Raw genomic sequence first — 25,943 nt, 5'->3', positions numbered from 1 at the left:
GGTAACACGCTTTATTTTTTTATCAAACGGTAAAAATTTGGGGCAGAAATGAGCGGAAAGCCTTGCGGTCCGGGGCTTTGCGATAGAACCACCAAACCCTTGTTCTTGGCCGATGTTTGACAGGCACAGGCAAATAGTGGCAGCAAATCAGAGCGGGGTGAGGAAAAGTGTGCGCGGTTTTCCGCCTGCACCCTGCTCTGCTTATGAGGGTCGATCATGATACTTTTGGATCGACAGGATCCGAAAGTATCGTGATCGCGGGGGGGAACGGAGAACAGTGATGGCGCGCAGGGGCGAGGCGAACAACAGGCTTGACGATGCTGCCCGGGCTGGCTGGCTATACTATGTCGCTGGCCGAACCCAGGACGAGATCGCGACTGTCATGGGGATCTCGCGCCAGTCGGCGCAGCGACTGGTTTCGCTCGCCATGTCCGAGCGGCTGATCAAGGTCCGGCTCGATCATCCGATCGCCGCATGTCTGGAAGCCGCGGCAGGTCTTCGCGACAAATACGGGCTGAAACATGTGGAAGTGGTGCCGAGCGATCCGGGTTCGACCTCGACGACCGTCGGCATCGCGGAGGCAGGCGCCGCCGAGATCGAGCGCTGGCTGAAATTGCCCGAGCCGCAGGTGCTGGCGATCGGTACCGGACGCACGCTGAAGGCGGCCGTCGACCAGTTGCCGCCGATGGAATGTCCGCAGCACCGCATCGTGTCGCTCACCGGCAATATCGGCCTCGACGGTTCGGCCGCCTATTACAACGTCATCTTCAGCATGGCCGATGCGGTCAAGGCGCGGCATTTTCCGATGCCGCTGCCGGTGCTCGCCGCTTCGGCCGAGGAGCGCGAGGTGCTGCACAGCCAGAGCCTGGTGCAGGTGGCGCTCAGGCTCGGCGCCGAGGCCAATGTCGCCTTCGTCGGTGTCGGCGAACTCGGGCCCGATGCGCCGCTCTGCCAGGATGGGTTTCTGGCGCAAGAGGAGATGGCCGGCCTCACCAAGGCGGGTGCTGCGGGCGAGATCTGCGGCTGGATGTTCGATCATGACGGCGCGTTGCTCTCGGGCAGCTTCAACGAGCGCGTTGCCTCCGTTCCCTTGCCGCCGCGCGACAAGGCCTCGGTCATCGGCCTTGCCAAGGGCCGGCGCAAATATGAGGCGCTGAGGGCGGCGGTAAAGGGCGGCATCATCAACGGCCTTATCACCGATGAGGCGACGGCGAGCTATCTGCTCAACGCTTGAGCGTAATGCGAAACGTTTGAAAAGGCCGGCCAATGCGCCGGCCTTTCGCATGTGCGTAACGAAAAAATCGGCAGTCAAAACAATCTTCTAATGTTCTCGTGTGCGGCGCAGCAACGATTGCACATTGACATTTTGTCACGAGAAATGAGTAATTGCCCATGAGCGAGGCAAATGCTCAATTTCTTCTGGGAGGAAGTCGATGAACTTGAGAACTTTCCTGCTGGGCACGTGCTCGGCAGTCGCACTGTCGGGTCTGGCCCAAGCAGAAACCCTGACGATCGCGACCGTGAACAACGGCGACATGATCCGGATGCAGAAGCTGACGGAAGATTTCACGTCCAAGAATCCGGACATTCAGCTCGAGTGGGTAACGCTTGAGGAAAACGTGCTGCGCCAGCGCGTGACGACCGATATCGCCACCAAGGGCGGCCAGTACGACATCATGACGATCGGCACCTATGAAGTGCCGATCTGGGCGAAGCAGGGCTGGCTGTTGCCGCTCGACAATCTCGGCGCCGACTATGATGTCGACGACCTGTTGCCGGCCATCCGCTCGGGCCTCACCATCGACGGCAAGCTCTATGCGGCACCCTTCTACGGCGAAAGCTCGATGGTGATGTATCGCAAGGACCTGTTCGAGAAGGCGGGGCTGACGATGCCCGACGCACCGACCTGGGACTTCATCGCCGACGCGGCGCGCAAGATCACCGACAAGAACGCCGAAGTCTACGGCATCTGCCTGCGCGGCAAGGCCGGCTGGGGCGAGAACATGGCCTTCCTGACGGCGACCGCCAACGCCTTCGGCGCCCGCTGGTTCGACGAAAACTGGAAGCCGCAGTTCGACCAGCCCGAATGGAAGAACGCGCTCGACTTCTACGTCAAGCTGATGAACGACGCCGGACCGCCCGGCGCATCCTCGAACGGCTTCAACGAGAACCTGTCGCTGTTCCAGACCGGCAAGTGCGGCATGTGGATCGACGCGACGGTGGCTGCGTCCTTCGTCACCAACCCGAAGGAATCGACCGTTGCCGACAAGGTCGGCTTTGCGCTGGCCCCCGACACCGGTCTTGGCAAGCGCGGCAACTGGCTCTGGGCCTGGAACCTCGCCATCCCCGCGGGCTCGCAGAAGGTCGCCTCGGCCGAAAAGTTCATCTCCTGGGCAACCGGCAAGGACTATCTGAAGCTCGTCGCCGACAAGGAAGGCTGGGCGAACGTTCCTCCGGGCACGCGCACCTCGCTCTACGCCAACCCCGAGTACCAGAAGGCGGCACCGTTCGCGAAGATGACGCTCGACTCGATCAACGCGGCCGATCCGAAGAACCCGGCGGTCAAGCCGGTTCCCTATGTCGGCGTGCAGTTCGTGGCGATCCCGGAATTCCAGGGTCTCGGCACGGCGGTCGGCCAGCAGTTCTCGGCAGCGCTTGCCGGACAGATGAGCGTCGACCAGGCGCTTGCCAGCGCCCAGCAGCTCACCGAGCGTGAGATGACCAAGGCTGGCTACATCAAGTGAGGCTCCCAAGGGCCCGGGGTGCTGACCGCAAATGGCCGGCGCCCCGGTAATTCTCCTCCGGGCAGCTCTCCTGGAGGACTTTCCGCGGCGCGCGCGGTGAGCCCACGCGCGCCCGGTCCGAGCTCTCGAACAAGCGTTGAATTCCATCATTTGGGGGACGCCATGGCGACCTTGCACACACGCTCCGCCGCGCGACTGATGATCGCGCCTTCGGTGCTTCTGCTTCTGGCCTGGATGATCGTTCCCCTGGCCATGACGATCTACTTCTCGTTCCTGCGCTACAATCTTTTGATGCCGGGCATGGAAGAGTTCACCGGCTTCACGAACTACAAATACTTCCTGACCGATCCCGCATTCTTCCAGGCGATCTTCAACACGCTGGCGATCGTGCTCGGGGTGCTGTTCATCACGGTCGTCGGCGGCATCGCACTGGCGCTGCTTCTCGACCAGCCGATGTTCGGGCAGGGGATCGTGCGCATCCTCGTTATTGCTCCTTTCCTGATCATGCCGACGGTGGCAGCGCTCGTCTGGAAGAACATGTTCATGAACCCGGTCAACGGGCTCTTTGCCTGGATCGCCAAGCTCTTCGGGCTGCAGCCCTTCGACTTCCTCGCCAACGCGCCGTTGATGTCGGTCATCCTGATCGTCGCCTGGCAATGGTTGCCGTTTGCGACGCTCATCCTTCTGACGGCCCTGCAGTCGCTCGACGAGGAACAGAAGGAAGCAGCCCAGATGGACGGGGCCGGCGCCTGGAGCCGCTTCATCTACCTGGTGCTGCCGCATCTTTCCCGCGCGATCACGGTCGTCATTCTCATCCAGACGATCTTCCTGCTCTCGGTCTTCGCCGAAATCCTGGTCACCACCAATGGCGGGCCGGGCACGCAGAGCACCAACCTGACCTTCCTCGTCTATGCGCAGGCTCTGCTGCAGTTCGACGTGGGTGGTGCTTCGGCTGGCGGCATCATCGCGGTCATCCTCGCCAACATCGTCGCATTCTTCCTGATGCGCATGATCGGCAAGACGCTGGAGGCTTGAGAACCATGGCACGCAACGTCTCCACTCAAAGAAAGATCGTCGTCACCGTCGTCGCCTGGACGATCGGCATCCTGATCTTCTTCCCGATCCTCTGGACGTTCCTGACGAGCTTCAAGACCGAGGCCGAGGCGATCGCCTCGCCGCCGTCCTTGTTCTTCTTCGACTGGACGACGGAGAACTATCACGAGGTGCAGAGCCGCTCGAACTACTTCCTGCACTTCATGAACTCGGTCGTCGTCTCCTTCGGCTCGACGCTGATCGGCCTGATCATCGCCATCCCGTCCGCCTGGGCGATGGCGTTCTCGCCGACCAAGCGAACCAAGGACGTGCTCATGTGGATGCTCTCCACCAAGATGATGCCGTCGGTCGGCGTGCTGGTGCCGATGTATCTGTTGTTCCGCAACACCGGCCTGCTCGACACCCGCACTGGCCTGGTGATCGTGCTGACGCTGATCAACCTGCCGATCATCATCTGGATGCTCTACACCTACTTCAAAGAGATCCCCGGCGAGATCCTGGAGGCGGCGCGCATGGACGGCGCCTCGCTCTCCAAGGAGATCATCTATGTGTTGACGCCGATGGCGATCCCCGGCATCGCCTCGACGCTTCTGCTCAACATCATCCTCGCCTGGAACGAGGCGTTCTGGACGCTGAACCTCAGTGCTGCCAAGGCGGCGCCGCTGACGGCGTTCATCGCCTCCTATTCGAGCCCGGAAGGCCTGTTCTACGCCAAGCTTTCGGCCGCCTCGACCATGGCGATCGCCCCCATCCTCATACTCGGCTGGTTCTCGCAGAAGCAGCTCGTACGCGGCCTCACCTTCGGCGCGGTCAAATAAGGGATACGACAATGGGAAGCATTACACTCAGCAAGGTTTCGAAGGTCTTCGGCGCCCATGCCGTCATCCCCTCGATCGACCTCGACATCAACAATGGCGAGTTCGTCGTCTTCGTCGGCCCGTCCGGTTGCGGGAAGTCGACATTGCTCCGGTTGATCGCCGGCCTGGAAGACGTCAGCGACGGCGACATCGTCATCGACGGCAAGAACGCCACCGAGCTGCCGCCGGCGCAACGCGGCCTCTCGATGGTGTTCCAGTCCTACGCGCTCTACCCGCATATGAGCGTGCGTTCCAACATCGCCTTTCCGCTGAAGATGGCGGGCGAGGACAAGGCCGTCATCGACAAGAAGGTGTCCGATGCAGCCCGCGTGCTGAACCTCACCGACTATCTCGACCGCAAGCCGCGGCAGCTTTCCGGCGGCCAGCGCCAGCGCGTCGCGATCGGACGGGCGATCGTGCGCCAGCCGAAGGCGTTTCTCTTCGACGAGCCGCTGTCGAACCTCGACGCGGCGCTGCGCGTCAACATGCGGCTGGAAATCAGCCAGTTGCATCAGGACCTCAAGACGACGATGATCTACGTCACCCACGACCAGGTGGAGGCCATGACCATGGCCGACAAGATCGTGGTGCTAAATCGTGGTCGCATCGAGCAGGTCGGCTCGCCGCTCGATCTCTACCACAAGCCGGACAATCTCTTCGTCGCCGGCTTCATCGGCTCGCCACGCATGAACATCGTCAGCGGTGCGGCAGCTTCCGCCTATCAGGCGCATACGATGGGCATTCGTCCCGAACATCTGGCGCTTTCAAAGGAAAGCGGAACCTGGCAGGGCACGGTCGGCGTCGCCGAACATCTCGGCTCCGACACGTTCCTGCATGTCAATGTCGACAATGTCGGCACGGTGACGGCACGCGTCAGCGGTGACTTCGCGGTGACCCACGGCGACCGCGTCTTCCTGACGCCCGATCCGCAGCGCGTCCACAGGTTCGATGAAAAGGGGCTGGCAGTTCGATGAAACGTCTTGAAGGAAAGAGCGCGCTGATCACCGGGTCTGCGCGAGGGATCGGTCGTGCCTTTGCGGAGGCCTATATCCGCGAGGGCGCCACGGTCGCGATCGCCGACATCAACATCGAGCGTGCGCGGCAGACGGCCTCCGAGATCGGTGCCGGCGCCTATGCGGTCGAGATGGACGTCACTAGCCAAGCGTCCATTGATGCGGCAATCGCCGCGGTCGTCAAGGAAACGGGCGGGCTCGACATTCTCGTCAACAATGCCGCGCTCTTCGACCTGGCGCCGATCGTCGAGATCACCCGCGACAGCTACGACCGGCTGTTCTCGATCAATGTCGCTGGAACGCTGTTCACCATGCAGGCGGCCGCAAAGCAGATGATCGCGCAAGGGCGCGGCGGCAAGATCATCAACATGGCGAGCCAGGCCGGACGCCGCGGCGAAGCGCTGGTCGCTATCTATTGCGCCACCAAGGCGGCGGTCATCAGCCTCACCCAGTCGGCCGGCCTCAACCTCATCAATCACGGCATCAACGTCAACGCGATCGCGCCCGGCGTGGTCGATGGCGAACACTGGGACGGCGTCGATGCGCTGTTTGCCAAATACGAGAACCGTCCGCGCGGCGAAAAGAAGAAGCTCGTCGGCGCCGAGGTGCCCTTCGGCCGCATGGGAACGGCCCAGGACCTGACGGGCATGGCGATCTTCCTCGCGTCAGCCGAGAGCGACTACGTCGTCTCGCAGACCTACAACGTCGACGGCGGCAACTGGATGAGCTGAACCGGTGTCAGCCGGAGAAGCCTCGAAAGGATACGGGATCATGACGACCAAACTCTCAACTGCCGCCCTCGACACGATCAAGGCCAAAGCCGGCGTGCCTGCCTACGACCGCTCGCAACTGACGGCGGGCATCGTGCATTTCGGCGTCGGCAACTTCCACCGGGCGCACCAGGCCGTCTATCTCGATGATCTCTTCAACGCTGGCTTCGACAGGGATTGGGCCATCATCGGCGCCGGCGTCCTTCCCTCGGACGCGACGATGCGCGCCAAGCTTGCCGCGCAGGATTTCCTGACGACCGTCGTCGAGCAGGACAACAACCGCACAGGCGCCCATGTGACCGGGGCGATGATCGACTATCTGGAACCGGGTGACGTCGCCGGGATCGTTGCCAGGCTCGCTGATCCCTCGATCCGCATCGTCTCCTTGACGATCACCGAAGGCGGCTACTTCATCGATCCGGCCTCGGGCGTGTTCAACCCGACCCATCCGGACATCGTCGCCGATGCGCAGAACCCGGCCGCTCCAAAGACCGTGTTCGGACTGATCGTCGCCGGCCTGAAGGCGCGTCGCGACAGGAACGTGCCGCCGTTCACGGTAATGTCCTGCGACAACATTCCGGGCAATGGCGAGGTTACCCATGCGGCGGTTTCGGGGCTTGCCCGCCTCCATGATCCGGCCTTCGCCGACTGGATCGACGCCAACGTCGCCTTCCCGAACGGCATGGTCGACCGCATCACGCCGGCAACCGGCGCGCGCGAGATCGGCATCGTCGCCGACGACTACGGCATCGAGGACGCCTGGCCGGTGTTTTGCGAGGAGTTCAAGCAGTGGGTGCTCGAGGATCATTTCCCGCTCGGTCGCCCGGCGCTGGAGAAGGTCGGCGTCCAGTTCGTGCCTGATGTCGCGCCCTACGAGCACATGAAGATCCGCATCCTCAATGGCGGCCATGCGGCGATCGCTTACCCCGCCGCTCTTCTCGACATTCATTTCGTCCACGAGGCGATGGAGGAGCCGCTGATCCGCGCCTTCCTTGCAAAGCTCGAGCATGACGAGATCATCCCGGTCATTCCGCCAGTGCCGAACACCGATCTTGGCGATTACTACAAGCTGATCGAGACGCGTTTTTCCAATCCGAAGATCGGCGACACGATCCCGCGGCTGGCGCAGGACGGCTCCAACCGGCAGCCGAAATTCATCCTGCCCTCGACCGCCGATCGGCTGGCGCGCGGCGAGGATGTCGTCGGGCTATCGCTCGTCTCTGCACTCTGGTGCCGATATTTCGCCGGCACGTCGGACAGCGGCAAGACGATCGCCTTCAACGACCAGAGCGCCGACCGGCTGAACAGGGCGGCGCTTGCCGCCAAGGACGATCCCATGGCCTTCCTGGCGCTTGGCGACATCTTCGGCGACGTCGCGCGCTCCGATCTCTTCCGCCGTCGTTTCGCCCATGCATTGAAAACCCTCTGGGAAAAGGGTACGCGCGCTACGCTCCAGCTTTATCTGGACGGCAAGCTTGAGGGATGAAGTGCGATGGCGGATGCGGCGTCGGGGTTGGTGATCTTCGATTGCGACGGGGTGCTCGTCGATAGCGAGCCGATCTCGCTGGAGGTGCTGGTGGACGTGCTCTCGGCCGCCGGCGTCTCGATGACCACCGAGGAGGCGACCGAACGCTTTCTCGGACGCAGCCTCAAAAGCATGTCGGCAACCCTGCATGACGAATACGGGCTTGCGACGGACGATGCGTTTCTCGAAGGCATGCGCCTTCGCCTTTACGACCGCTTTCGCACCGAGCTGCAGCCGATCGCCGGCATCCGGGGCGCCGTCGAAGGCCTGAAGGGCGCCTGTTGCGTCGCCTCGTCCAGCCAGCCCGAGCGCATCCGCCTGTCGCTGACCGTCACCGGGCTCATCGATCTCTTCGAGCCCAACATCTTCTCCGCCACCATGGTGAAACACGGCAAGCCGGCGCCGGATCTCTTTCTCCACGCGAGCCGCCAGATGGGCTTCGAACCCCACGACTGTGTCGTCATCGAGGACAGCCCGGCCGGGATCGAAGCGGCGAAGGCGGCGGGCATGCGGGTCTTCGCCTTTGCCGGCGGCAGCCATGCGCGTACCGACAAGCATCGGCAGAGTCTTGCCGCTCTCAGTCCCGACGTGCTGTTTGACGACATGGGCGAATTGTTACAGTTTGTCGACCGGTAACAGCAGGGACGAAACGGGAGCGGAACGAGGAACATGTGCGCGGTTTTCCGCCCGCACGTCCGCTCTCCTTCGTGACAATCGATCACGGTTGTGATGGGGTCTGGCAGATCCTAAATCAGCGTGATCTTGGGGGCGGGGACTTTCTTTGATGCGTGAATTCGTCGTTGCGGTCGATGTCGGTACCGGCAGTGCGCGCGCCGGTATTTTTGACGGCAAGGGCAGGCTGCTTGCGCGGGCCGACCTGCCGATTGCCATGAACCGGCCGGAAGAAAACCATGCCGAGCACGATTCCGAAGATATCTGGCGCGCCGTCTGCGGCGCCGTCAAAGCGGCGAAGGAAAAGGCCGGGATCGCTGCGGAGGACATTGCGGCGATCGGCTTCGACGCCACCTGCTCGCTGGTGGTGCGCGACCGTGAGGGCAAGCCGCTTTCGGTCAACCGCAAGGGCGAGGCGCGCTGGGACACGATCGTCTGGCTCGACCACCGGGCGCTCGCCGAAGCCGATTTCTGCACGGCGACCGGCCATCCGGTGCTCGACTTCTCCGGCCGCGTGATGTCGCCGGAAATGGAGATGCCGAAGCTCATGTGGCTGAAGCGCAACCTGCCGCAGCAATGGCAGAAAGCCGGCTTCTTCTTCGATCTTGCCGACTATCTTTCCTGGCGGGCGACCGGCAGTGCTGAGCGCTCGCGCTGCACGCTGACGGCCAAATGGAATTACCTGGCGCATGAGAAGCGCGGCTGGCAGCCAGACTATCTTGCAAAGATCGGGCTCGAGGATCTCATCGAACGTGGCGGGCTGCCGGAAGAAACCCTGCCGATCGGAAGCTCCGTCGGCCATCTGAGCGCTGCAGCCGCCGCGGAGCTTGGCCTCGACGAGGCCTGCCAGGTGGCGCCCGGCATGATCGATGCCTATGCCGGTGCGCTCGGTGTCGTCGGCGGCTTCATCGGCAAGCCGGAGAAGCTCGAAAGACAGCTGGCGCTGATTGCCGGCACGTCGAGCTGCATCGTCGCTTTTTCCAAGGACATGAAGCCGGGTTTCGGCATGTGGGGCCCCTATTACGAAGCGGTACTGCCCGGCGCCTGGCTGATCGAGGGCGGTCAGTCGGCGACCGGCGCGCTGCTCGACCATATCGTGCGCCTGCATGGCGCAGGCCTGGAGCCGACCGCCGAAACCCATGGCCGGATCATCGCCCGGGTGCAGGAACTGCGCGCCGAACAGGGCGTCGCCTTTGCCGAGCGGCTGCATGTGCTGCCCGATTTTCACGGCAACCGCTCGCCGCTCGCCGACCCGCACGGCCTCGGCGTCATCAGCGGCCTGCCGCTCGATTCCTCCTTCGACGCGCTCTGCCGTCTCTACTGGCGCACCTGCGTCGCGATCGCGCTCGGCATCCGCCACATCCTGGAGATGATGCGGGAGGTCGGCTACCAGCTCGACACGCTGCACGTCACCGGCGGCCATGTCCGCAACGCGCTGCTCATGGAACTCTATTGCGACGTCACCGGCTGCCGGGTTGTGGCGCCGGAAGCCCCGGATGCCGTCCTACTCGGAACGGCGATGGCGGCGGCGGTTGCCGGCGGCATGCATGCGGATCTCGCCGCAGCCGGCGCCGAAATGGCGTCGGGTGGGCACGAGCGCCTGCCGAACGCGGCGGTTCGCGACGGCTATGATCGCGACTATCGCCGCTTCCTGGCGCTCTATCGCCACCGTGACGAGCTCGACAAGATGGCATGAAGGCTGCAGCCGAAAAGCTTGTTGCGGGGCCGTGGAACCTTTTTCCGTGTCGCGCATTTTGTTGTTGACCGGACGGTGGCGCGCATAGCCCCCAATGCGGCGCCGGAGGCAGACCGCCGGCCTACAACTCACACTCCCCGAGTGAGTTGCACATACCAGCCAGTGCCTTCCCTCGGCACTGGCTGTTGTGTTTTCAGGGGGCTGTCTCTTGCGAGAAATCTGACAGCATGTGGTGACGCGTGACTGCAACAAGCCGCCGGTCACGGCGCAGGTCCAGTGATGAAATTGCCGATGTCAGGTCAGAGATTTCTCGTCGGGACGTTCCGACAATCTTGCCGAACCAACTCCCGAAACGACCTGCAGCGGCCACACGTCGGAAGACGCGGAGCCGCTGCAGGATCTTGATTGGCTGCATGCCCCCTCGACGTTACAGTCGAGGGAAACATGCAGTCGCGCTCAGGCCGCCGCCTTGGTGGATTCGTTGAAGAACAGAGCCTGGCTGATCAGCGCCTTGACCATGTCCGGATTGAACGGCTTGGTGACCAGGAAGGTCGGTTCCGGCCGTTCGCCGGTCAGGAGCCGCTCCGGGAAGGCGGTGATGAAGATCACCGGAATGGCGCTCGTCTTCAGGATGTCGTTGACCGCGTCGATGCCGGAGCTGCCGTCGGCAAGCTGGATATCGGCAAGCACCATGCTGGGCCGTGTCTTCTTGTAGAGTGCGATTGCTTCGTCGCGCGTGCGGGCGATGCCGGTGACGCGATGGCCGAGGCTTTCTACCATCTGTTCGATGTCGATGGCGATCAGCGGTTCATCCTCGATGATCATGATGTCGGTCGCAACCTGGCGCGAGATTTCCTGCGAAGCGCGATCGAGCAGACCGCCGACCTTGTCGGTGCTGACGTCGAGAACTTCGGCCGCTTCCTCGGGCCGGAAGCCTTCGACCGAGACCAGTAGGAATGCCTGGCGGGCAAGAGGCGAGACGGTTGCCAGATTGATCGATGCGCGCTGCTCCCAGGCAAAGGGTGAGACCGGTTCCGGGACGAGCACGGACGAAGAGCCGAAGAGCGAGGTGAACAGGCGGAACAGGCCAACGCGGTCATTGCTTGCTTCGGGGAAAATCGACGTGTCGGCGATCAGCGCTTCGAGAACGGCGGCCACATAGGCGTCGCCTGATGTCTGCGAGCCGGTCAGCGCGCGTGAATAGCGGCGCAGGTACGGCAGGAGCGGTGCGATCCGCGTGGACAATGTCATAGAGGAACTCCCTCGAAAATCGTTTTACGGTGACGTTGCGAGAACGCTCTTCGTAAAAAAAGGTTCCGCGAGGGAACATTTCAATTTTCAGCGGCGTTATGGCGGCTATGGACAGTTTTGGCGATTACGGACAGTTGAAGGCGACAGTTTGAAAATGAAACATAAAACAGGGGCAGGGCGGACCACCGGCACGACCTTATGGACAGAAGATCCAAATGCGCAAATTGCAGCGAAGCTGAAGGCGCTCTATCAGTCCGTGCAGGAAGAGACGATACCCGCGCGTTTTCTCGATCTTCTGGAAAAACTCGACGCGGCCGAGCAGCAATCGGCGCTGCAGGGCAGGGAGTGAGTACCGGAATGTCATCCGAAAATAATGATTTCAAACGTGAGATGCTGGCCGCGTTGCCGAGCCTTCGTGCCTTCGCCATGTCGTTGATCGGCCGCCACGATCGCGCCGACGACCTGGTCCAGGATACCATCATGAAGGCCTGGGCGAAGCAGGATCACTTCGAGATGGGCACCAACATGAAGGCCTGGCTCTTCACCATCCTGCGCAACGAACTCTATAGCCAGATGCGCAAGCGCGGACGCGAGGTTCAGGACAGCGACGGGCATTTCACCGAGTCGCTTGCCCATCATCCCGAGCAATATGGTTCGCTGGACCTGCAGGATTTCCGCAAGGCGCTCGAGATGCTGCCGCCCGATCAGCGCGAAGCCATCATCCTCGTGGGCGCCTCCGGCTTTTCCTACGAGGAAGCGGCCACGATCTGCGGCTGCGCGCTCGGAACGATCAAGAGCCGTGTCAACCGCGCGCGCCAGCGCTTGCAGGACATTCTTCAGGTGAAGGGCGAAAACGACTACGGCCCCGACGAGACGTCGGCCCCGATCACGTCGCGCGCCTTTGTTTCCTGAAGAAAGTTTCGAGCCGGACACCGTTGCAAAAGCGGCGGTGTCCTGCTTTCACTGACGCCTGTGCCCGAGGGGGCAGGCGGGTGGTGGAGGCAGAGCGCAAATCATGACGATTTTGGGTCGATATGCCCAGAACCGAGCGAGATGCGGGTGCAGCCTGCAAGGGCTCCCCAAGCCGCTCAGATTGGGAATTGAGACCGAATGCGCATGAGGAATGAAAGGACAGACCCGCCCGTCATGACGCTGCTCGACGCACCTGAACGTCTGAGCGTCTTGCACGCGACCGTGCCCGACATGGCGGTGCCGGATCGGGACTTCGACGGCATCGTTGAAATTGCGGCCAGTCTCTTTGACGCGCCGATTGCGCTGGTGACCTTGATCGACCGCGAATGGCAGTGGTTCAAAGCGGCCGTCGGAACCACGGAGAGCCGGGCGTCGTCGGAGGAGTCCTTTTGCGTGCAGGTGGCGGCCGAAGCCGACGCCAGTCTCGTCGTGCTCGACGCGTCGACTGATCCGCGGTTCATGCGACGTTCGCGGGTCGTAGGGCCGCCGTTCCTGCGATTTTATGCTGGCGCGCCGATCATGCTCGACGGGCAGGCCGTCGGCACGGTCTGCGTTCTCGACGACAAGCCGCGCGCCGACGTGCCGCAGGCGCTGATGGACCAGCTGAGCCGGCTCGCCGGGCTTGCCGCTTCCCTCTTCAAGATCAAGGACGAAGCGCGCCGGCGCGCGCTGAAAGAGGCGGCGCTGTCACGCGAGGAGCAGCGCCACGCCATGGCGCTCGAAGCGGCGAACATCGGCAGCTGGTTGTGGGATATCCGCTCCGGGGCCATTGCCGGCAACAGCGCGATGAAACGCATGTTCGGCCTGCCGGCCGACAGTTTCGTCGGCGCTCGCGAAATCTTCGGTGCGATCCATATCGACGATCGCGGCGCAACCTTTTCAAAGCTGCGCCAGGCGATGAAGGCCGATGACGAGTACGACGGCATGTTCCGTGTCGGCGACACCGGCCGCTGGCTGCTCGGGCGCGGCCGGGTGCACGATCGCGACAGCAAGGGCAATCCGTTGACGTTCATCGGCGTCACGATCGATGTCACCGACCAGCAGGCGTCGGTACAGCGCACCCGGCTGTTGCTGAAGGAGCTCAATCATCGGGTCAAAAACACGCTCGCGATGCTGCAGTCGCTTGCCCGCCAGACATTGCGCCAGACGAGCGATCCGGCGGAATTTATGACCGCCTTTGCCGGCCGTTTGCAGGCGATCTCCGAAGCGCACGGGCTGCTTTCCGATCACGAATGGGGCACGATCCGGCTTGCCGACCTCATCGCCAAGCAGCTGCTGCCGCATGTCAATTGCTATGCCGAGCAGATCGAGATCCACAAGGACGAGATATCGCTCGGCCCCGACCAGGCGGTCGGCCTCGGTCTGGTTCTGCACGAGCTTGCCACCAATGCCGTCAAATACGGGTCGCTGTCGGTGCCGAAGGGGAAGGTGGTTCTGACGGCGCGCAACATGATCGAGGATGGCGACAGCGTTGTGCATCTCACCTGGACCGAAGTCGGCGGGCCGCCGGTGCGCGAGCCGAAGCGGCGCGGCTTCGGCTCGATCCTGATTGAGCGCAGCCTCGACAAGGTCTTGGGCAGCTCGGTCAAGGTGGAGTATCTGCCAGCCGGCGTTACCGCGCTTATCCGCCTGCCGCTTTAACGCGTTGATCGCAACCGGGATTGACGCAAGCGCGCAAGGTTCTCGGGCCAGACACCAGCGGTCTTCGGAGCGGGGAAAGTTCGCAGCGGGCTGGAAAGTCCGTGCTTGATCGTCAGTCGTCGGGTCGCCGCTCGCGCCGTTTGCCGGTTCCGACCAGTGCCCCGATCGCAAGTGCGGTAGCGACAGCCAGCAGCGGCTGTTTGCGCAGGATGCCCGCGGCGGCAAGCAGTGTCAGGTTGGTTTGCACTTGTCTGCGGCGGCGACGCTCTTCGGCCAGGCGGCGGTCGCGACCTTGCAGCATCGCCATGATGCCGAACAGCACCAGCGCGGTCACGAAAAACGCGATCGCGATCGCGACGGAGGCCGTGACTGGACTGTACACTTCGCTGAGATAAAGGAATGTGGCCGCGAGGCCGAAGACATAGGCCGTGCCAAGCAGCAATCCCATGATGCCCCACAGGATCGCGTTGCGTTTCACGCGCGCAGTGGCCGCGCCGATATCGGCGCTCATCAGCGCGGTCAGGGCTGCCGTCAATGGTCCCATGAATTGCCCCCGGTCATCTTCCCCTCGATCTTGGCGGATGGGTGCAACCCATCCGCCTTAGCGGCTCGCATCGTCGTCAACGACGAAGAAGCGCGGCGATCGCCAGACCGATCAGGGCGGCGGCGCCGAGGGTTGCAACGGGATGTTCGCGCACAGCGTGCCGAACCTGCTTTTCGGTGCCGGCGTATCGATCGCGAAGCTCGGCCAGCAGATCTTCACCGCTTGCCAACAGTTCGCTTAGACCCGCTTCGGCCTGCTCGCGGGCGTCCTGCGCCTTGCTGCGGGCCTGCTGGGATGCGCTTGATCCGCGATCGGCCAAGAGGGCGACGAGGGTCGCCACATCGTTGCGCAGTTCGCCCAGTTGTTCCTCGATGGAGATGTCGGCGAGCTTGCCGTTGCTTTTTGTCGAACGCGAGCTCGAACCGGAGAAGAGGCCTGACGCCATGACGAATACTCCCTTTCACACATGCGCCGGCCGCGAACGGTCGGCGCTTCCTGATCAAACCGGCGGGCACAACTGCAGGCCTGCGCCGGCGCTTCGGGAAGACAACGCGCAAGTGCGGAAATTGTTTCGATAAATCTTGGTGTTGGCTCTCGGAAGAATCCGGGCGTGCGCTTGCGTCAGAGCGATGCGGTTTGCGGCAGCACGAAGGGCACGGGCGCTGGCGGCGCCACGCCCACCCGCATGCGGCAACCGAAGACCGCTTCCATCGTCTCGTCCGTCAGCACCTCGGCAGGCGCGCCGCTGGCGCGGACCTTGCCGGCGTTCATCATCACCATATGGTCGGCGAACATGGCGGTGAGATTGAGGTCGTGCATGACGGCGACCACACCGCCGCCGCGTTCGCAAAAGTTGCGTGCGAGCTGCATGATGCCGAGCTGGTGGCGGATATCGAGGCTGGAAACGGGCTCGTCGAGCAAGAGATAACGCGGCTCGTCATCTGCAACGGGTTCGGAAATCTGGCAAAGCACGCGGGCAAGCTGCACGCGCTGTTGCTCGCCACCGGACAGTTCCTGGTAGAAGCGCCCGGCAAAACCACCGAGATCGACCGCTTCGAGCGCTTCCGCAGCGATCCGGTCGTGCAGCGCCGCGTCGGCGTTTGCGCCTGCGGCAAGTCCGAGCCGGACGACTTCGCGCACCGTGAACGGGAAGGAGATGACGGTCGATTGCGGTAGCACGCCACGCATCGACGCGAGCTCCCAAGGTTTTAGGCCGCGCAGGTCACGGCCGTTGATGCGGATCGTCCCGCCCGCTGGCGCAAGCTCTCCGGAAATGGCCTTTAGCGTCGTGGTCTTGCCGCAGCCGTTCGGGCCGACGATCGCCGTCAGCGCGCCAGGTCGTGCGTCAAGCGAAACGCCGTGGAGGACCGGTCGCCCGCCGAGGCGGACGGAGAGATTGGAAACGTTGATCATGGCTTTGCTCACAATCCCATGTTCGAACGGCCGCGCAGCAGGATCCAGAGGAAGAACGGTGCGCCGATAAAGGCGGTGACGATGCCGATCGGCAACTCCGCCGGGGAAACGATGGTGCGCGCGATCATGTCGGCGAGGATCAGAAGCGTGCCGCCGAGCAGAGCCGAGGCTGGTAGGAGGTAGCGGTGATCGGGACCGATGACGAGGCGCAGCAGATGCGGCACGACGATGCCGACGAAGCCAATGCCGCCGCTGACGGCAACCGACGCGCCGGTCGCCGCAGCAACACTGACGATCGCGACGTTCTTCAGCCGCTGGACGGGAATGCCCATGTGGAAGGCGGCTGCCTCGCCAAGCGTGATCGCGTTGAGGCCGCGGGCAAGAAACGGCGTGACGGCGAGCGAAAGCAGGATGATCGGCGCCGATGCCAGGATCTTCGTCCAGTTGGCGCCGGCAAGCGACCCGAGGCCCCAGAAGGTAAGGTCGCGCAACTGCTTGTCGTCTGCCATGAACACCAGCACGCCGGTGACGGCGCCAGTCAGCGCGCCAAGCGCGATGCCGGCCAGAAGCAGGGTGGCGATCGAGGTCTGTCCGCCACGCGTGGCTATGCGGTAGAGCAGAAGCGTCGTGACGAGGCCACCGAAGAAGGCAGCCACGGGCAGCGCGTAGAAGCCGAACAGGGCAAACAGCGGCCCGAAGGTGGCGGTGCCAAGCACGATAAGCAGCACGGCGCCAAGGCTTGCGCCCGAGGAAACGCCGACGAGGCCGGGATCGGCCAAGGGGTTGCGGAACAGTCCCTGCATGACCACGCCGGAAACCGCAAGCGACGCACCGACGAGCATGCCGAGCACGGCGCGCGGCAGCCGGATATCGAGAATGATGATGCGGTCGCGGATGCTTAAGGCCTGATCGGCTTCGCCGATCAGCCAGCGCCAGACATTGGCGAGCGACGCGTCAGCCGCACCGGTCATGATCGAGCCGACGAAGGTGGCGATGGCGACTACCGCGAGGGCGACGACGAGAAGCCGGGCGAGTCGCGAGCGATTGCCCGCACGCCATTCGTCGCGGATATCGGCGGCCAATCCGGTCAGGCGCATGCCGCGGTCCAATGCCTCACTGCGAGGCATTGGCCTTCTTCCCGTAGATGGCGGCATTCAGTTCGCGAACGGCGCTTGCCGTGCGCGGGCCGAAGCCGAGCAGGTGCAGGCCGTCCATGCGCACGAGCGCCTTGTTCTTGGCCGCAGGGGTCAGGCTCAATGCCGGTATGGCGAAGAGCTCTTCCGCCTTGGCGGAGTGTTCGCCACCGCGATCCATCATCAGGATGACGTCGGGCTTGGCTTCGACGATTGCTTCGTCGGTGAGCGCCTTGTAGCCGGGGTAGGTGCCGACGGCGTTCACCGCGCCGGCAAGTTCGATGATGCCGTTGGCGGCGGTACCCTGACCGGAGGCCATGACTTTGCCGCCCTGGGTGCTCAGGATGAAGAGCACGCGCTTGCGCTCGCTGTCTGCACGTGCGGAGCCCTCGGCCACGGCCGCATCGAGATCGGCTTCGACGCTCTTGGCGAGCGTTTCGGCCTTGTCCTCGACGCCGAGGAAGGCGCCAACGGCGCGGATCTTGGCGGGAATGCCGGCCTTGTCGAAGGTCTCGGGCACGCTGGTGAAGGCAATGTTGGCCTCCTTCAGCACGGCCAGCGCCTCCGGCGGGCCGCTACCTTCGACGGCGACGATGGCGCTCGGGTTGACGGCGATGATGCCTTCGGGCGCGAGCTGGCGCATATAGCCGACGTCCGGAAGCGACTTTGCCGCTTCCGGATAGGTGCTGGTGGAATCACGCCCGACGAGACGGCCTTCTTCGCCGAGCGCATAGATGATCTCGGTGACGGCGCCGCCGACCGAAACGACGCGCGAGACGTCGGCCTTCGGCGCGTCCTCGGCCATGGCCGCCCGGATGAAGGCGGGGGCATCGGGTGCCACCGCCGGCAGCAGGAATGTCGCCGAAAGGGCGAAGGCGCCGAGCGCCAGACCCGAGCGGCGAAGGCGACGGAAGTCGAGACCGTTGATCATCTTGCGTATCCTATTCTCTCGCTCAGGCGGCGACCGTCGTATCGAGGCGCGGCAGGCCCTCGGCGATCGAGCGCCATTCCGGACGCTCCGCCAGGCCCTCTTTGCGCTTGCCGAAGAACTGGATGATCATCTCGCCCTTGGCGTCGAGCGCCTCGATCGAGGTGACATGGCCGTCGGCCGTCGGCTTGCGCACGGCCCAAAGCTCGGCGATGTGGTCGGTGCGCAGGTGCAGGTGGAAGGTCGGATCCATGATGTTGAGCCACGGGCCCATGGTCGCGATCTTGGCGATCGGGCCGGAATGGATCTGGATCATGCCGCGGTTGCCGACAAAGCACATGATCGGCAGTTCGACTTCGGCGCTCGCCTGCATCATCGCTTCGACGCTCTGCGGATCGAGCTGCCAGGCGAAATCGTCGCCGATGTTGCTCAGCGCCTGGCGGCGACCGATCTTCAGCTTGCGCAGAATGCCGTGGAACTGGTGGGTGTCCGTCATCTTCGTCCAGCGGTCACGCAATTCGACGACGTCGACGACGGTTTCCGGCTTGTCGTCGCTCGGCTGAACGCTGGTGTCTGCGACAAACTCCTGCGTCTGGTCGTCGAGGCGGAAGTCCGCGACGATCTTTTCATAGGCCGCGTCGTTCGATGCGGCGCGCAGGTGCACCTTGTGTACGGCGTTGCCCCACTTGTCGAAGAACTGCAGGCTCTTGCGCACTTCGCCCTTGTCGTCCTTCTTCGTCACGGCAAAGGCGTGTGCCCAGGCGCTCGGGAAAACGCGAAGGTCGATCTGCTCACCAAGCACAATGCTCGCCATCTCGCCGGTGGTGATCTTCTCGTAGACGCCGATCTTTTCGTGAACGGCGCTCTCGTTGCGTGTCAGCGCCATGACTTCGCCGAGTTCCTCGACGCGCGACAGGAAGCGGTTGGCGTCGGCCTCGATGCGCACGGCCGTCAGCCCACATTCGGCAGCAACCAGCGCGGCTTCGGAAACGCCGAGCTGGGCTGCGATGTCACGCTCGCGCATCTTCGGGTTTTCGGCGCGGTAGGCGCGGATTTCGGAAGGAGTGGGGCGAAGGCTCTCGGTCATTTTCATCTGCCTATTTGTTCAGGATCAGCTTGCCTTGACGGGTGATCTTCATGCGGTAGATCGCGCCGTCGTGGGAAATGAGGATCTCGTTTTCGGTGCCGAAGAGCTCGCGACTTTCGATGATCCTTTGCGCCCGTCCGGTCAGCACCGGAAGCTCCGAGGGGCGTGCGAGATTGTTGTCGTTGGTCACTGTGTTTCGGCCGTTTCGAGTGGGCAGGCCGCGCTGATTTCCCCGCATTTCCCGCCGTGCAATTCGATTACTATCTTGACTTCATTACTCATATTTATTTATGGACGCAATACCGGACTTATAAACTCAAGTTAGTTGCTGCCGGCTTGTGGACAAGGGCGTGCGGCCGGCGTTCGGTGGTGTGCTCGATCCTTTGGAGTGGTGTCGTCATGAAGTTTCCCAGCCTTCCGATTGTTTCCGTTGCCCTTGCGGCTCTCGTTGCCGCAACCGCCGCCAAGGCGCAGGAGACCGCAGCGGCCGGGGGGCTGACGATCGAGCTCAACGAGGTGGCGCCGTCGCAGAAGGGTTGCAAGCTCACCTTCGTTGCCGGCAACGAATTTGCGCAGTCGTTGAGCAAGGTTTCCTTCGAGTTTGTGATCTTCGATCAGAAGGGGCTGGTCGAGCGCATGGCCGTGCTCGATTTCCGCGATCTTCCCGCCGGCAAGACCAAGGTTCGCCAGTTCGATCTGCCCGGCACCAATTGTGATGCGGTGAAGAGCCTGCTGATCAACGATGCGCCGGCCTGCGTGGGCGACGGCATCCAGTCGGGTGCGTGCATGAGCGGGATCAAGACCGGCTCCAAGTCGGAGGTCGAACTCAAGGGGTGAGCGGGACGGGGGCTGAGCGCGTCCGGCAATCCGAGCATGAGGTTTGCGTCGCCCTAGTGCGACGAAGGTAAGGCTGAAATGAAGCGTATCGTCATCTGGACCGGGGCCGCCGTCTTATCGCTTGCAACACATGGCGTCGTGCTCGCGACGCTGTTTGGTGGCAACCCGCCCGAGACGCAACTGGATCTGATCCAGGGCGGCGAAAGCGTCGAAGTGGCGCTCCTTGGCGATGCTTTCGAGGAAACGCTGCAATCGGGCGAAGTGTCCGATGTTGTCGAGCCCACGGAAGATCTGCCCGAGGAGGTTCAGCCCGCCGAGATCCAGCCGGTCGAGGATGTCGCCCCCACGCAGGAGATCGCCGCGGAGCAGCCCCACGATCTGACGGCGACCGAGGCGGACGTGATCCTGCCGGCCGAGGAAATGCCTACCCTGCAGGTTGCCGAGGCGGTGGTGACGGCGAGCGTTGCGCCGGTAGAGACCGTCGTGCCGGAAGAAAAGCCCGAGGAGCCGAAGAAGGAAAAGGTCGAAAAACCGGAGCCGAAGAAGGAGCCGGTGAAAAAGAAGAAGGTGACCCGCAAGAAAGCGGGCGACCAGGGTGAGCAGGCTCAGAACCAGGTCAAGGGCAAGCAGGACGGCCAGGAGAACGGCAGTTCGTCCGCAGCAAATGGCAACAGCCGCGCGTCCGAGGTCGGCAACGCCAACATGGAGAATTACGGCGGCAAGATCCGCAAGCGGATCACGCGCCGGTTCAAGGTTCCGGCCGCCGCACGGCGCGACGGTGTATCCGGCACGGCGACCGTTCGCTTCACGCTGACGTCGAATGGAAACCTGACGGGCGTCAGCCTCGCGAGCAGTTCCGGCTCGTCGGCGATCGATGAGGCTGCCATCGATGCGGTCCGCCGTGCTGCGCCATTCCCGGCGTTTCCGGCCGGATCGCCAAGCTCCAAATCCTTCATCGTGCCGATGGTTGCAAGCGTCCGCTGATCTTCTCCCCTTGTGGCAGAATTCGCGCAGAAGCTGTAAGAAAAAATATGATTAGAAAACTCATGTTTATACTTTACTCTGTTTATCAAGTTTAATAGGTTGCCCTCGTCACGCAGCCGAAAGGTGTGTGTCGAGAGGATTTCCCGATGCGACCGGCTGCCTGACGAGGGCCCCGTCGCGCGACAAGGCGGAGAAGATTGCATGCGCGGCAAGCGTCACCAGAATGCGGCGAAGAATGGCAAGGGTCGCTCCGGTTCGGAACCGGTCGAGCCCCGCCAGGAGGCCGGCAAGGCGACGCTCGAAGGGCGCAGCTTCCTCTATGTCGGCGGCCGTGATTGCCAGGTGGCGCACTTGCGCGAAATCGCCAGCTCCTTCGGCGCCGAACTGCTGCACCACGATGGCGGCCTGCGCGAGGCCGTATCGCGCATCGACCGCGTGTTGCCGTCCGTCGACTGTGTCTTCTGCCCGATCGACTGCATCAGCCACGACGCATGTCTTCGCGTGAAGACCGGCTGCAAGAAGTGGGGCAAGGCCTTCGTGCCGCTGCGCAACGGCTCGAAGTCGAGCCTGGAGCGCGCGCTTCAGGACCTGACCACCAGCCGCAACGAGCGGTAATCCTCCCAAGACCAGACGAGAATTTGCAATGAACGAAGAACGTCCCGACCTCGCGATGATGATCGGCTTGCACAAGCTGGCCGCCCAGCAGGGCGACGGCCTGGTGCCTGAACTCTACGAGATCCTGACGCGACGGGCGCGCATGGTGGAAGAGAATGCCAACGTCGCGGAGTTCCCCACCTGGCAGGCCCGCCCGCCGGTGCGCGACCCGCTCGGGCTTGCGGAGCCGAAGGAAGGAACTATCCTCGCCTTTCCGCGGGCCGCCAACGACGCCGCCCGCAAGAAGGAAAGTGCCTAAAAGCAATTCCAGGAAAAGTGCGAAGCGGTTTTCCGTCCGGAGTTGCGTAAGCTAGGAAGCAATTCCAGGAAAAGTGCGAAGCGGTTTTCCGTCCGGGATTGCGTAAGCTAGGAAGCAATTCCAGGAAAAGTGCGAAGCGGTTTTCCGTTCGGGATTGCGTAAGCTAGGAAGCAATTCCAGAAAAAGTGCGAGGCGGTGTTCCGTCCGGAGTGCGTGCGTTTAAAGATTGAGATCCTTTCACCGTTCCGGTGAAAGGGCCGAGGAGACCACGATGTTTGTTGCCATGAACCGTTTCCGTATCGCCATCGGCCATGAAGAGGCTTTTGAGGCAGTGTGGAAGGGGCGGGATTCCAGCCTTTCGGAAATGCCCGGTTTCGTTTCCTTCCACCTCTTGCGCGGCGACAGCGTGCCGGAGGAGGGCTACACGCTCTTCGTCTCGAACTCGGTCTGGAAGGACAGGGATTCGTTTTCCGCCTGGACGAAGTCGGACAACTTCCGCGCGGCGCACAAGAATGCCGGCGAGAACAAGGCGATGTATCTCGGTCCGCCGAAGTTCGAGGGTTTTTCGGCCGTCGAAGGCGCCTGATCCGCGCGCCAGCGCGGAGATATGATCCTAATTTCGCGTGTCATTCGCCTCCCGGATGGATCTCTCCGGGAGGCGAATTGTTTTTGTGTCAGGCCGTCTTCTTCGGCAGGAAGGCGCCGAGCGAAACGGCGAGCCAGCCTGCCATGATCGTCGTGCCACCAAGTGGAGCGGACATCGGGAAGAGGCCGTGGCCCGCGACATGGCGCATGGCGAGATCGGCCGAAAACAGCGCCGTGCCGGCCGCGATCAGGAGTGCGGCAACGGCTGCCGTTCGAAAGTGCGGCCACGCCGCGTAAAGCGCCACCAGTGCCGGGGCGTGGGCGAGGCACATCGCCGAAATTCCGGCAAGCAGCCGCGGGTCGTCGCCATGCGAAGCGGCGGCCGCGCTGACAACGCCGGTCAGGCCCATCAAGCCGGCAACAAATAGCGTCGTTGCGCGAAATCCGCTGTGCGACATGGTCATTCCTTGTTTTGCATGTGAAGGGCAAGACGGGTGATCGGGTCGAGGATGATCTGCCTGAGTTTCGGATGCTCGATGGTTTCCTCAAGCGCCCGGGTGAAGCAGAGCAGCCACTCGTCCCGCTCTTGCGGCCCGATCTCGGCGACGAAATGGCGGCGGCGCAGCATCGGGTGGCCGCGCTTTTCGACGTAGATCGGCGGTCCGCCGAGCCAGCCGGTCAGGTACTCGTAGAACTTCTCTTCGCTGCCGGATAGGTCGGGCGGATGGACGGCGCGGCAGCGCGCCGCTTCCGGCAGTGTGTCCATCAACTCGTAGAAGCGGCGCGTCAGCGCGCGAACCGTCGGGTCGCCGCCGATGGCTTCATAGAGGGTCGTGGTTTCCGGTTCCGCCATGGTCTGCGTCCTTCGTTCTGTCGGTCCTAGCGCGCGGCGACCGGGCGAACAACGATTTTCAGGCCGCGGATTTGCGGCGTTTCATCGCGGTCGAACATCGCTTCTCTTGACAAACCGTCCAGACGGTATCTTTATGCGGATATGACCGAAGCTCATCGCCGCAAGAAACAGCCGGAACAGGTGCGTCAGCAATTGCTGGAGGTTGCCGCACGCCTTTCGCACGAGCAGGGGGTGGCCGGCATCACGCTCGACGCCGTGTCGCAGGCGGCCGGGGTCAGCAAGGGCGGGCTGCTGCACCACTTTCCGAACAAGCTCGCGCTTCTCGACGGGCTGTTCGACGATCTGGTGACGCGGTTCGATCGTGAGATCGAGGCGGCGATGGCCCGCGACCCGGCAGGTAAGGGTCGCTTCACGCGCGCCTACATCGACGTCTGCTTCGCGCTCGATCCCGCGACCGAGGTGCCGGGTTGGCGCATGCTGACGATCGCGCTGATTGCCGAGCCGCATCTGAAGAGCCGCTGGCGCGACTGGGTCAGCCGGCGGTCGGCGGAGTTTGCGGAAACGGACGGCTCGGTCGGCTGCGTTCTTGCGCGCTTTGCCTGCGACGGTGTGTGGCTCGCGGATCTGATGCAGAGCCACGATCTCGATGCCGAGGCACGGATCGGTCTTGTTGAAAATCTCAAGGCGCTTTCGGCGCAATAGATCACTTCATCGTTTTATCGAAACACTGAAGTGATCTAAGTCTTTGAAATCACGCAGTTCCGGACGGAAAACCGCTTTGCACTTTTCCTGGAACTGCTCTGGTCCGGAATGGAGTCCCCGATGAACCCCGCTATGCTCTATACCGTCCTGGTTGCAGCGATCGTTTTCGAGGTGCTCGGCACCTCGGCGATGCAGGCAGCCCAGCACTTTACGCGGCTGGGGCCGACGGTGATGATGGTGGTCTGCTACGCGATCGCCTTCTTCTTCCTGTCCTACACGCTGCGCTTCATCCCCGTCGGCATCGCCTACGCGGTCTGGAGCGGTCTTGGCATCGTCCTGATTTCGCTCGTCGGCTATTTCGCCTTCGGGCAGAAGCTCGATCTGGCGGCCATCCTCGGTCTCGGCCTGATCATCGCCGGCGTGCTTGTCCTCAACCTCTTTTCCAAGTCGACCTTCCACTGACGTGGCCAGCCGCCGGAGGTCATTTGTCCGGCGGAGGGGGCGCAGTCGATTCCCTAAGGATCAGTTCGACCGGCCAGAGTTCGTGAACCTCTTCGGTCGGCCGGCCTGCGAGAAGCTGCAGCACGAGGTCGGCCGAGCGGGCGCCGGCCGCGCGCATCGAAGAGCGCGTCGCCGAAAGCGACGGCACCATGTTGTCCGCCGTGAGGTAAGGGAAGACGTCGTCATGGGCGATGACCGAGACCTCGCGGCCGATCTCCAGGCCCATGGATCGTGCCGCGCGGTAGATGCCGAGTGCCGTCATCATCGAGCCGGCGACGAAGGCAGTCGGGCGAGGCGTCTGTTCCAGGAACGAGCGCGCGAAGCGGAAACCGAGTTCGTCGGTGAAGTTACCATGGGCGACGAGGCGCGGATCGAAGGGTATGCCGCGCGCCTGAAGCGCGTCGCGATACCCCTTGTCGCGGTGAAGCGAGAATGTGCGGCCCTGCCGGCCGTTGATCATGGCGATGCGGCGGTGGCCGAGATCGATGAGGTGCGAGGTCGCGCGGCGGATCGCGCCCTCGTTGTCGATGTCGAGCCAGGCGTGCGGCACGTCGATATCGGAACGGCCGTGCACCAGGAAGGGCATGCCGAGCTTGTGGAGGAGGGCGATGCGCTCGTCATTCGGTTCGGGCGAGTGCACGATCACGGCGTCGACGCGGCCGCTGACGGCAAGCCGGCTATAGAGCTGGATTTCGCCCGTGGGGCTCTTGTCGTCCATCGGGCTGACGAGAATGTCGATATCCTCGGTGCCGAGCCGTTCGGCAAGGCCCCCCATGAATTCGGAGAAATGGAACTCGCCGGAGCGGCCCATGACGACGCCGATCGCGCCAGCGCGGCCGGTGGCGAGCCGCACCGCGTTGATGTTCGGACGATAGCCGAGGCGGGTTGCCTCTTCGGCCACGCGCTTGCGCGTCTTTTCGCTGACTTCGGGGTAACCGCTCAGCGCTCGGCTGACCGTTGTCGGCGAAAGGCCCAGTTGTTGTGCGAACTCCCTCAGCTTCATTCGATATGCGTTTCCTCAGCCTGGCCCGGTCCCAGAAATATACACCTTCGCTGCCCGTAACAATCGGTTTGTCGGCGACGTCGGGTGCCGTCAAAGGATGTCAGTTTTACCAAAGCGTTTTCAATTAATGCGAATCCCCTTTGATTTTACGGGGTGCCGTGAGAGACAGAAGAATTTTGTCTTCTTTCGCTATTTATATGAAAAATAACGAATATTTAGGGTTTGTCCACGTTTGAATGACTTTTCTAAGTGTGTGGATTGACAGT

At 63.0% G+C, this 25,943-nt stretch carries 30 protein-coding genes; 19 read left to right on the top strand and 11 right to left on the bottom strand.

Translation table 11 applies throughout. The annotated features are described in order from the left end of the window. Positions 1-280 precede the first annotated feature (280 nt). The 9 genes from IB267_RS07625 to IB267_RS07585 all read left to right on the top strand — a co-directional run bounded on the left by IB267_RS07625 (position 281) and on the right by IB267_RS07585 (position 10,330). Positions 281-1,234: a sugar-binding transcriptional regulator gene (locus IB267_RS07625; RefSeq protein WP_192447050.1), complete on the top strand. Its 954-nt coding sequence runs from the start codon at positions 281-283 to the stop codon at positions 1,232-1,234. A 199-nt stretch (positions 1,235-1,433) separates the two neighbouring features. Continuing rightward, positions 1,434-2,744, top strand: coding sequence for a sugar ABC transporter substrate-binding protein (locus IB267_RS07620; protein WP_043620732.1), 1,311 nt, complete (start codon positions 1,434-1,436; stop codon positions 2,742-2,744). Positions 2,745-2,906: 162 nt separating this feature from the next. Continuing rightward, the gene (locus IB267_RS07615) at positions 2,907-3,779 is read left to right on the top strand and encodes a carbohydrate ABC transporter permease (RefSeq protein ID WP_043620731.1); all 873 of its coding nucleotides are present in this window, start codon (positions 2,907-2,909) and stop codon (positions 3,777-3,779) included. 5 nt (positions 3,780-3,784) lie between these two features. Then, positions 3,785-4,615 carry a carbohydrate ABC transporter permease gene (locus IB267_RS07610; RefSeq protein ID WP_034794097.1) on the top strand — a complete coding sequence of 277 codons (831 nt, stop codon included), beginning with the start codon at positions 3,785-3,787 and terminating at the stop codon, positions 4,613-4,615. 11 nt (positions 4,616-4,626) lie between these two features. Continuing rightward, positions 4,627-5,628, top strand: a complete 1,002-nt coding sequence (locus IB267_RS07605; RefSeq protein ID WP_034794095.1) for an ABC transporter ATP-binding protein — start codon at positions 4,627-4,629, stop codon at positions 5,626-5,628. Then, positions 5,625-6,398, top strand: a complete 774-nt coding sequence (locus IB267_RS07600) for an L-iditol 2-dehydrogenase (protein WP_192447049.1) — start codon at positions 5,625-5,627, stop codon at positions 6,396-6,398. The genes IB267_RS07605 and IB267_RS07600 overlap by 4 nt, the downstream gene beginning before the upstream one ends. Positions 6,399-6,438: 40 nt before the next feature. Further along, entirely contained in the window at positions 6,439-7,923 is a 1,485-nt protein-coding gene (locus tag IB267_RS07595; RefSeq protein ID WP_192447048.1) for a mannitol dehydrogenase family protein, read from the top strand. Between the two features lie 6 nt (positions 7,924-7,929). Continuing rightward, positions 7,930-8,598 carry an HAD family phosphatase gene (locus tag IB267_RS07590; RefSeq protein ID WP_192447047.1) on the top strand — a complete coding sequence of 223 codons (669 nt, stop codon included), beginning with the start codon at positions 7,930-7,932 and terminating at the stop codon, positions 8,596-8,598. Between the two features lie 148 nt (positions 8,599-8,746). Next, positions 8,747-10,330, top strand: a complete 1,584-nt coding sequence (locus IB267_RS07585; protein ID WP_192447046.1) for an FGGY-family carbohydrate kinase — start codon at positions 8,747-8,749, stop codon at positions 10,328-10,330. A gap of 456 nt (positions 10,331-10,786) precedes the next feature. On the opposite strand, the gene IB267_RS07580 is transcribed toward IB267_RS07585, so the two are convergent. Further along, positions 10,787-11,581 carry a response regulator gene (locus IB267_RS07580; protein WP_043620716.1) on the bottom strand — a complete coding sequence of 265 codons (795 nt, stop codon included), beginning with the start codon at positions 11,579-11,581 and terminating at the stop codon, positions 10,787-10,789. Positions 11,582-11,735: 154 nt separating this feature from the next. On the opposite strand from IB267_RS07580, the gene IB267_RS07575 reads away from it, so the two are divergent. The 3 genes from IB267_RS07575 (at position 11,736) to IB267_RS07565 (ending at position 14,194) form a co-directional block, all read left to right on the top strand. Continuing rightward, on the top strand, positions 11,736-11,930 hold the full coding sequence (locus IB267_RS07575; RefSeq protein ID WP_192447214.1) for a NepR family anti-sigma factor: 195 nt from the start codon (positions 11,736-11,738) through the stop codon (positions 11,928-11,930). Between the two features lie 8 nt (positions 11,931-11,938). Next, positions 11,939-12,493, top strand: a complete 555-nt coding sequence (locus IB267_RS07570) for an RNA polymerase sigma factor (RefSeq protein WP_043620713.1) — start codon at positions 11,939-11,941, stop codon at positions 12,491-12,493. Between the two features lie 198 nt (positions 12,494-12,691). Continuing rightward, positions 12,692-14,194 carry a sensor histidine kinase gene (locus tag IB267_RS07565; protein ID WP_192447045.1) on the top strand — a complete coding sequence of 501 codons (1,503 nt, stop codon included), beginning with the start codon at positions 12,692-12,694 and terminating at the stop codon, positions 14,192-14,194. 112 nt (positions 14,195-14,306) lie between these two features. Here IB267_RS07565 and IB267_RS07560 read toward each other — a convergent pair whose 3' ends face one another. From IB267_RS07560 to hemP, 7 genes are all read right to left on the bottom strand, one after another. After that, a complete protein-coding gene (locus IB267_RS07560) occupies positions 14,307-14,738 on the bottom strand; it encodes a hypothetical protein (RefSeq protein ID WP_192447044.1) in 432 nt (143 codons plus the stop codon). Positions 14,739-14,814: 76 nt separating this feature from the next. After that, the gene (locus IB267_RS07555) at positions 14,815-15,183 is read right to left on the bottom strand and encodes a DUF883 family protein (protein WP_192447043.1); all 369 of its coding nucleotides are present in this window, start codon (positions 15,181-15,183) and stop codon (positions 14,815-14,817) included. A 176-nt stretch (positions 15,184-15,359) separates the two neighbouring features. Continuing rightward, entirely contained in the window at positions 15,360-16,151 is a 792-nt protein-coding gene (locus tag IB267_RS07550) for a heme ABC transporter ATP-binding protein (protein ID WP_192447042.1), read from the bottom strand. A gap of 8 nt (positions 16,152-16,159) precedes the next feature. Continuing rightward, on the bottom strand, positions 16,160-17,278 hold the full coding sequence (locus tag IB267_RS07545) for an iron ABC transporter permease (protein ID WP_192447041.1): 1,119 nt from the start codon (positions 17,276-17,278) through the stop codon (positions 16,160-16,162). Then, positions 17,265-18,215 carry a hemin ABC transporter substrate-binding protein gene (locus IB267_RS07540; RefSeq protein ID WP_192447040.1) on the bottom strand — a complete coding sequence of 317 codons (951 nt, stop codon included), beginning with the start codon at positions 18,213-18,215 and terminating at the stop codon, positions 17,265-17,267. The genes IB267_RS07545 and IB267_RS07540 overlap by 14 nt, the downstream gene beginning before the upstream one ends. A gap of 22 nt (positions 18,216-18,237) precedes the next feature. Next, the gene (locus IB267_RS07535) at positions 18,238-19,299 is read right to left on the bottom strand and encodes a hemin-degrading factor (protein ID WP_192447039.1); all 1,062 of its coding nucleotides are present in this window, start codon (positions 19,297-19,299) and stop codon (positions 18,238-18,240) included. 10 nt (positions 19,300-19,309) lie between these two features. After that, positions 19,310-19,447: a hemin uptake protein HemP gene (hemP, locus tag IB267_RS33870; protein WP_034794249.1), complete on the bottom strand. Its 138-nt coding sequence runs from the start codon at positions 19,445-19,447 to the stop codon at positions 19,310-19,312. 251 nt (positions 19,448-19,698) lie between these two features. Here hemP and IB267_RS07525 point away from each other — a divergent pair, with 251 nt between their 5' ends. From IB267_RS07525 to IB267_RS07505, 5 genes are all read left to right on the top strand, one after another. Beyond that, positions 19,699-20,136, top strand: a complete 438-nt coding sequence (locus IB267_RS07525; RefSeq protein WP_192447038.1) for a hypothetical protein — start codon at positions 19,699-19,701, stop codon at positions 20,134-20,136. A 78-nt stretch (positions 20,137-20,214) separates the two neighbouring features. Beyond that, positions 20,215-21,120, top strand: a complete 906-nt coding sequence (locus IB267_RS07520; protein ID WP_192447037.1) for an energy transducer TonB — start codon at positions 20,215-20,217, stop codon at positions 21,118-21,120. A 201-nt stretch (positions 21,121-21,321) separates the two neighbouring features. Continuing rightward, the gene (locus IB267_RS07515) at positions 21,322-21,735 is read left to right on the top strand and encodes a DUF2325 domain-containing protein (RefSeq protein ID WP_043620688.1); all 414 of its coding nucleotides are present in this window, start codon (positions 21,322-21,324) and stop codon (positions 21,733-21,735) included. 28 nt (positions 21,736-21,763) lie between these two features. Then, complete coding sequence (locus IB267_RS07510; protein ID WP_192447036.1) at positions 21,764-22,033, top strand: hypothetical protein; 270 nt, start codon at positions 21,764-21,766, stop codon at positions 22,031-22,033. Between the two features lie 271 nt (positions 22,034-22,304). Beyond that, on the top strand, positions 22,305-22,619 hold the full coding sequence (locus IB267_RS07505; protein ID WP_192447035.1) for an antibiotic biosynthesis monooxygenase: 315 nt from the start codon (positions 22,305-22,307) through the stop codon (positions 22,617-22,619). 88 nt (positions 22,620-22,707) lie between these two features. On the opposite strand, the gene IB267_RS07500 is transcribed toward IB267_RS07505, so the two are convergent. Then, positions 22,708-23,076, bottom strand: coding sequence for a DUF423 domain-containing protein (locus tag IB267_RS07500; protein ID WP_034794246.1), 369 nt, complete (start codon positions 23,074-23,076; stop codon positions 22,708-22,710). 2 nt (positions 23,077-23,078) lie between these two features. Continuing rightward, positions 23,079-23,471, bottom strand: coding sequence for a globin (locus IB267_RS07495; RefSeq protein WP_192447034.1), 393 nt, complete (start codon positions 23,469-23,471; stop codon positions 23,079-23,081). 141 nt (positions 23,472-23,612) lie between these two features. On the opposite strand from IB267_RS07495, the gene IB267_RS07490 reads away from it, so the two are divergent. Next, positions 23,613-24,173: a TetR/AcrR family transcriptional regulator gene (locus IB267_RS07490; RefSeq protein WP_192447033.1), complete on the top strand. Its 561-nt coding sequence runs from the start codon at positions 23,613-23,615 to the stop codon at positions 24,171-24,173. A 120-nt stretch (positions 24,174-24,293) separates the two neighbouring features. Continuing rightward, positions 24,294-24,635 (top strand): SMR family transporter, encoded by a 342-nt coding sequence (locus IB267_RS07485; protein ID WP_192447032.1) that lies wholly within the window; start codon positions 24,294-24,296, stop codon positions 24,633-24,635. A 19-nt stretch (positions 24,636-24,654) separates the two neighbouring features. Here IB267_RS07485 and IB267_RS07480 read toward each other — a convergent pair whose 3' ends face one another. Continuing rightward, entirely contained in the window at positions 24,655-25,677 is a 1,023-nt protein-coding gene (locus tag IB267_RS07480; protein ID WP_192447031.1) for a substrate-binding domain-containing protein, read from the bottom strand. Between the last annotated feature and the right edge of the window lie 266 nt (positions 25,678-25,943).

It is taken from the genome of Ensifer sp. ENS09 (assembly GCF_014852425.1).
Taxonomy (GTDB): Bacteria; Pseudomonadota; Alphaproteobacteria; order Rhizobiales; family Rhizobiaceae; genus Ensifer.
This window is presented reverse-complemented; position numbering and strand designations above follow the sequence as displayed.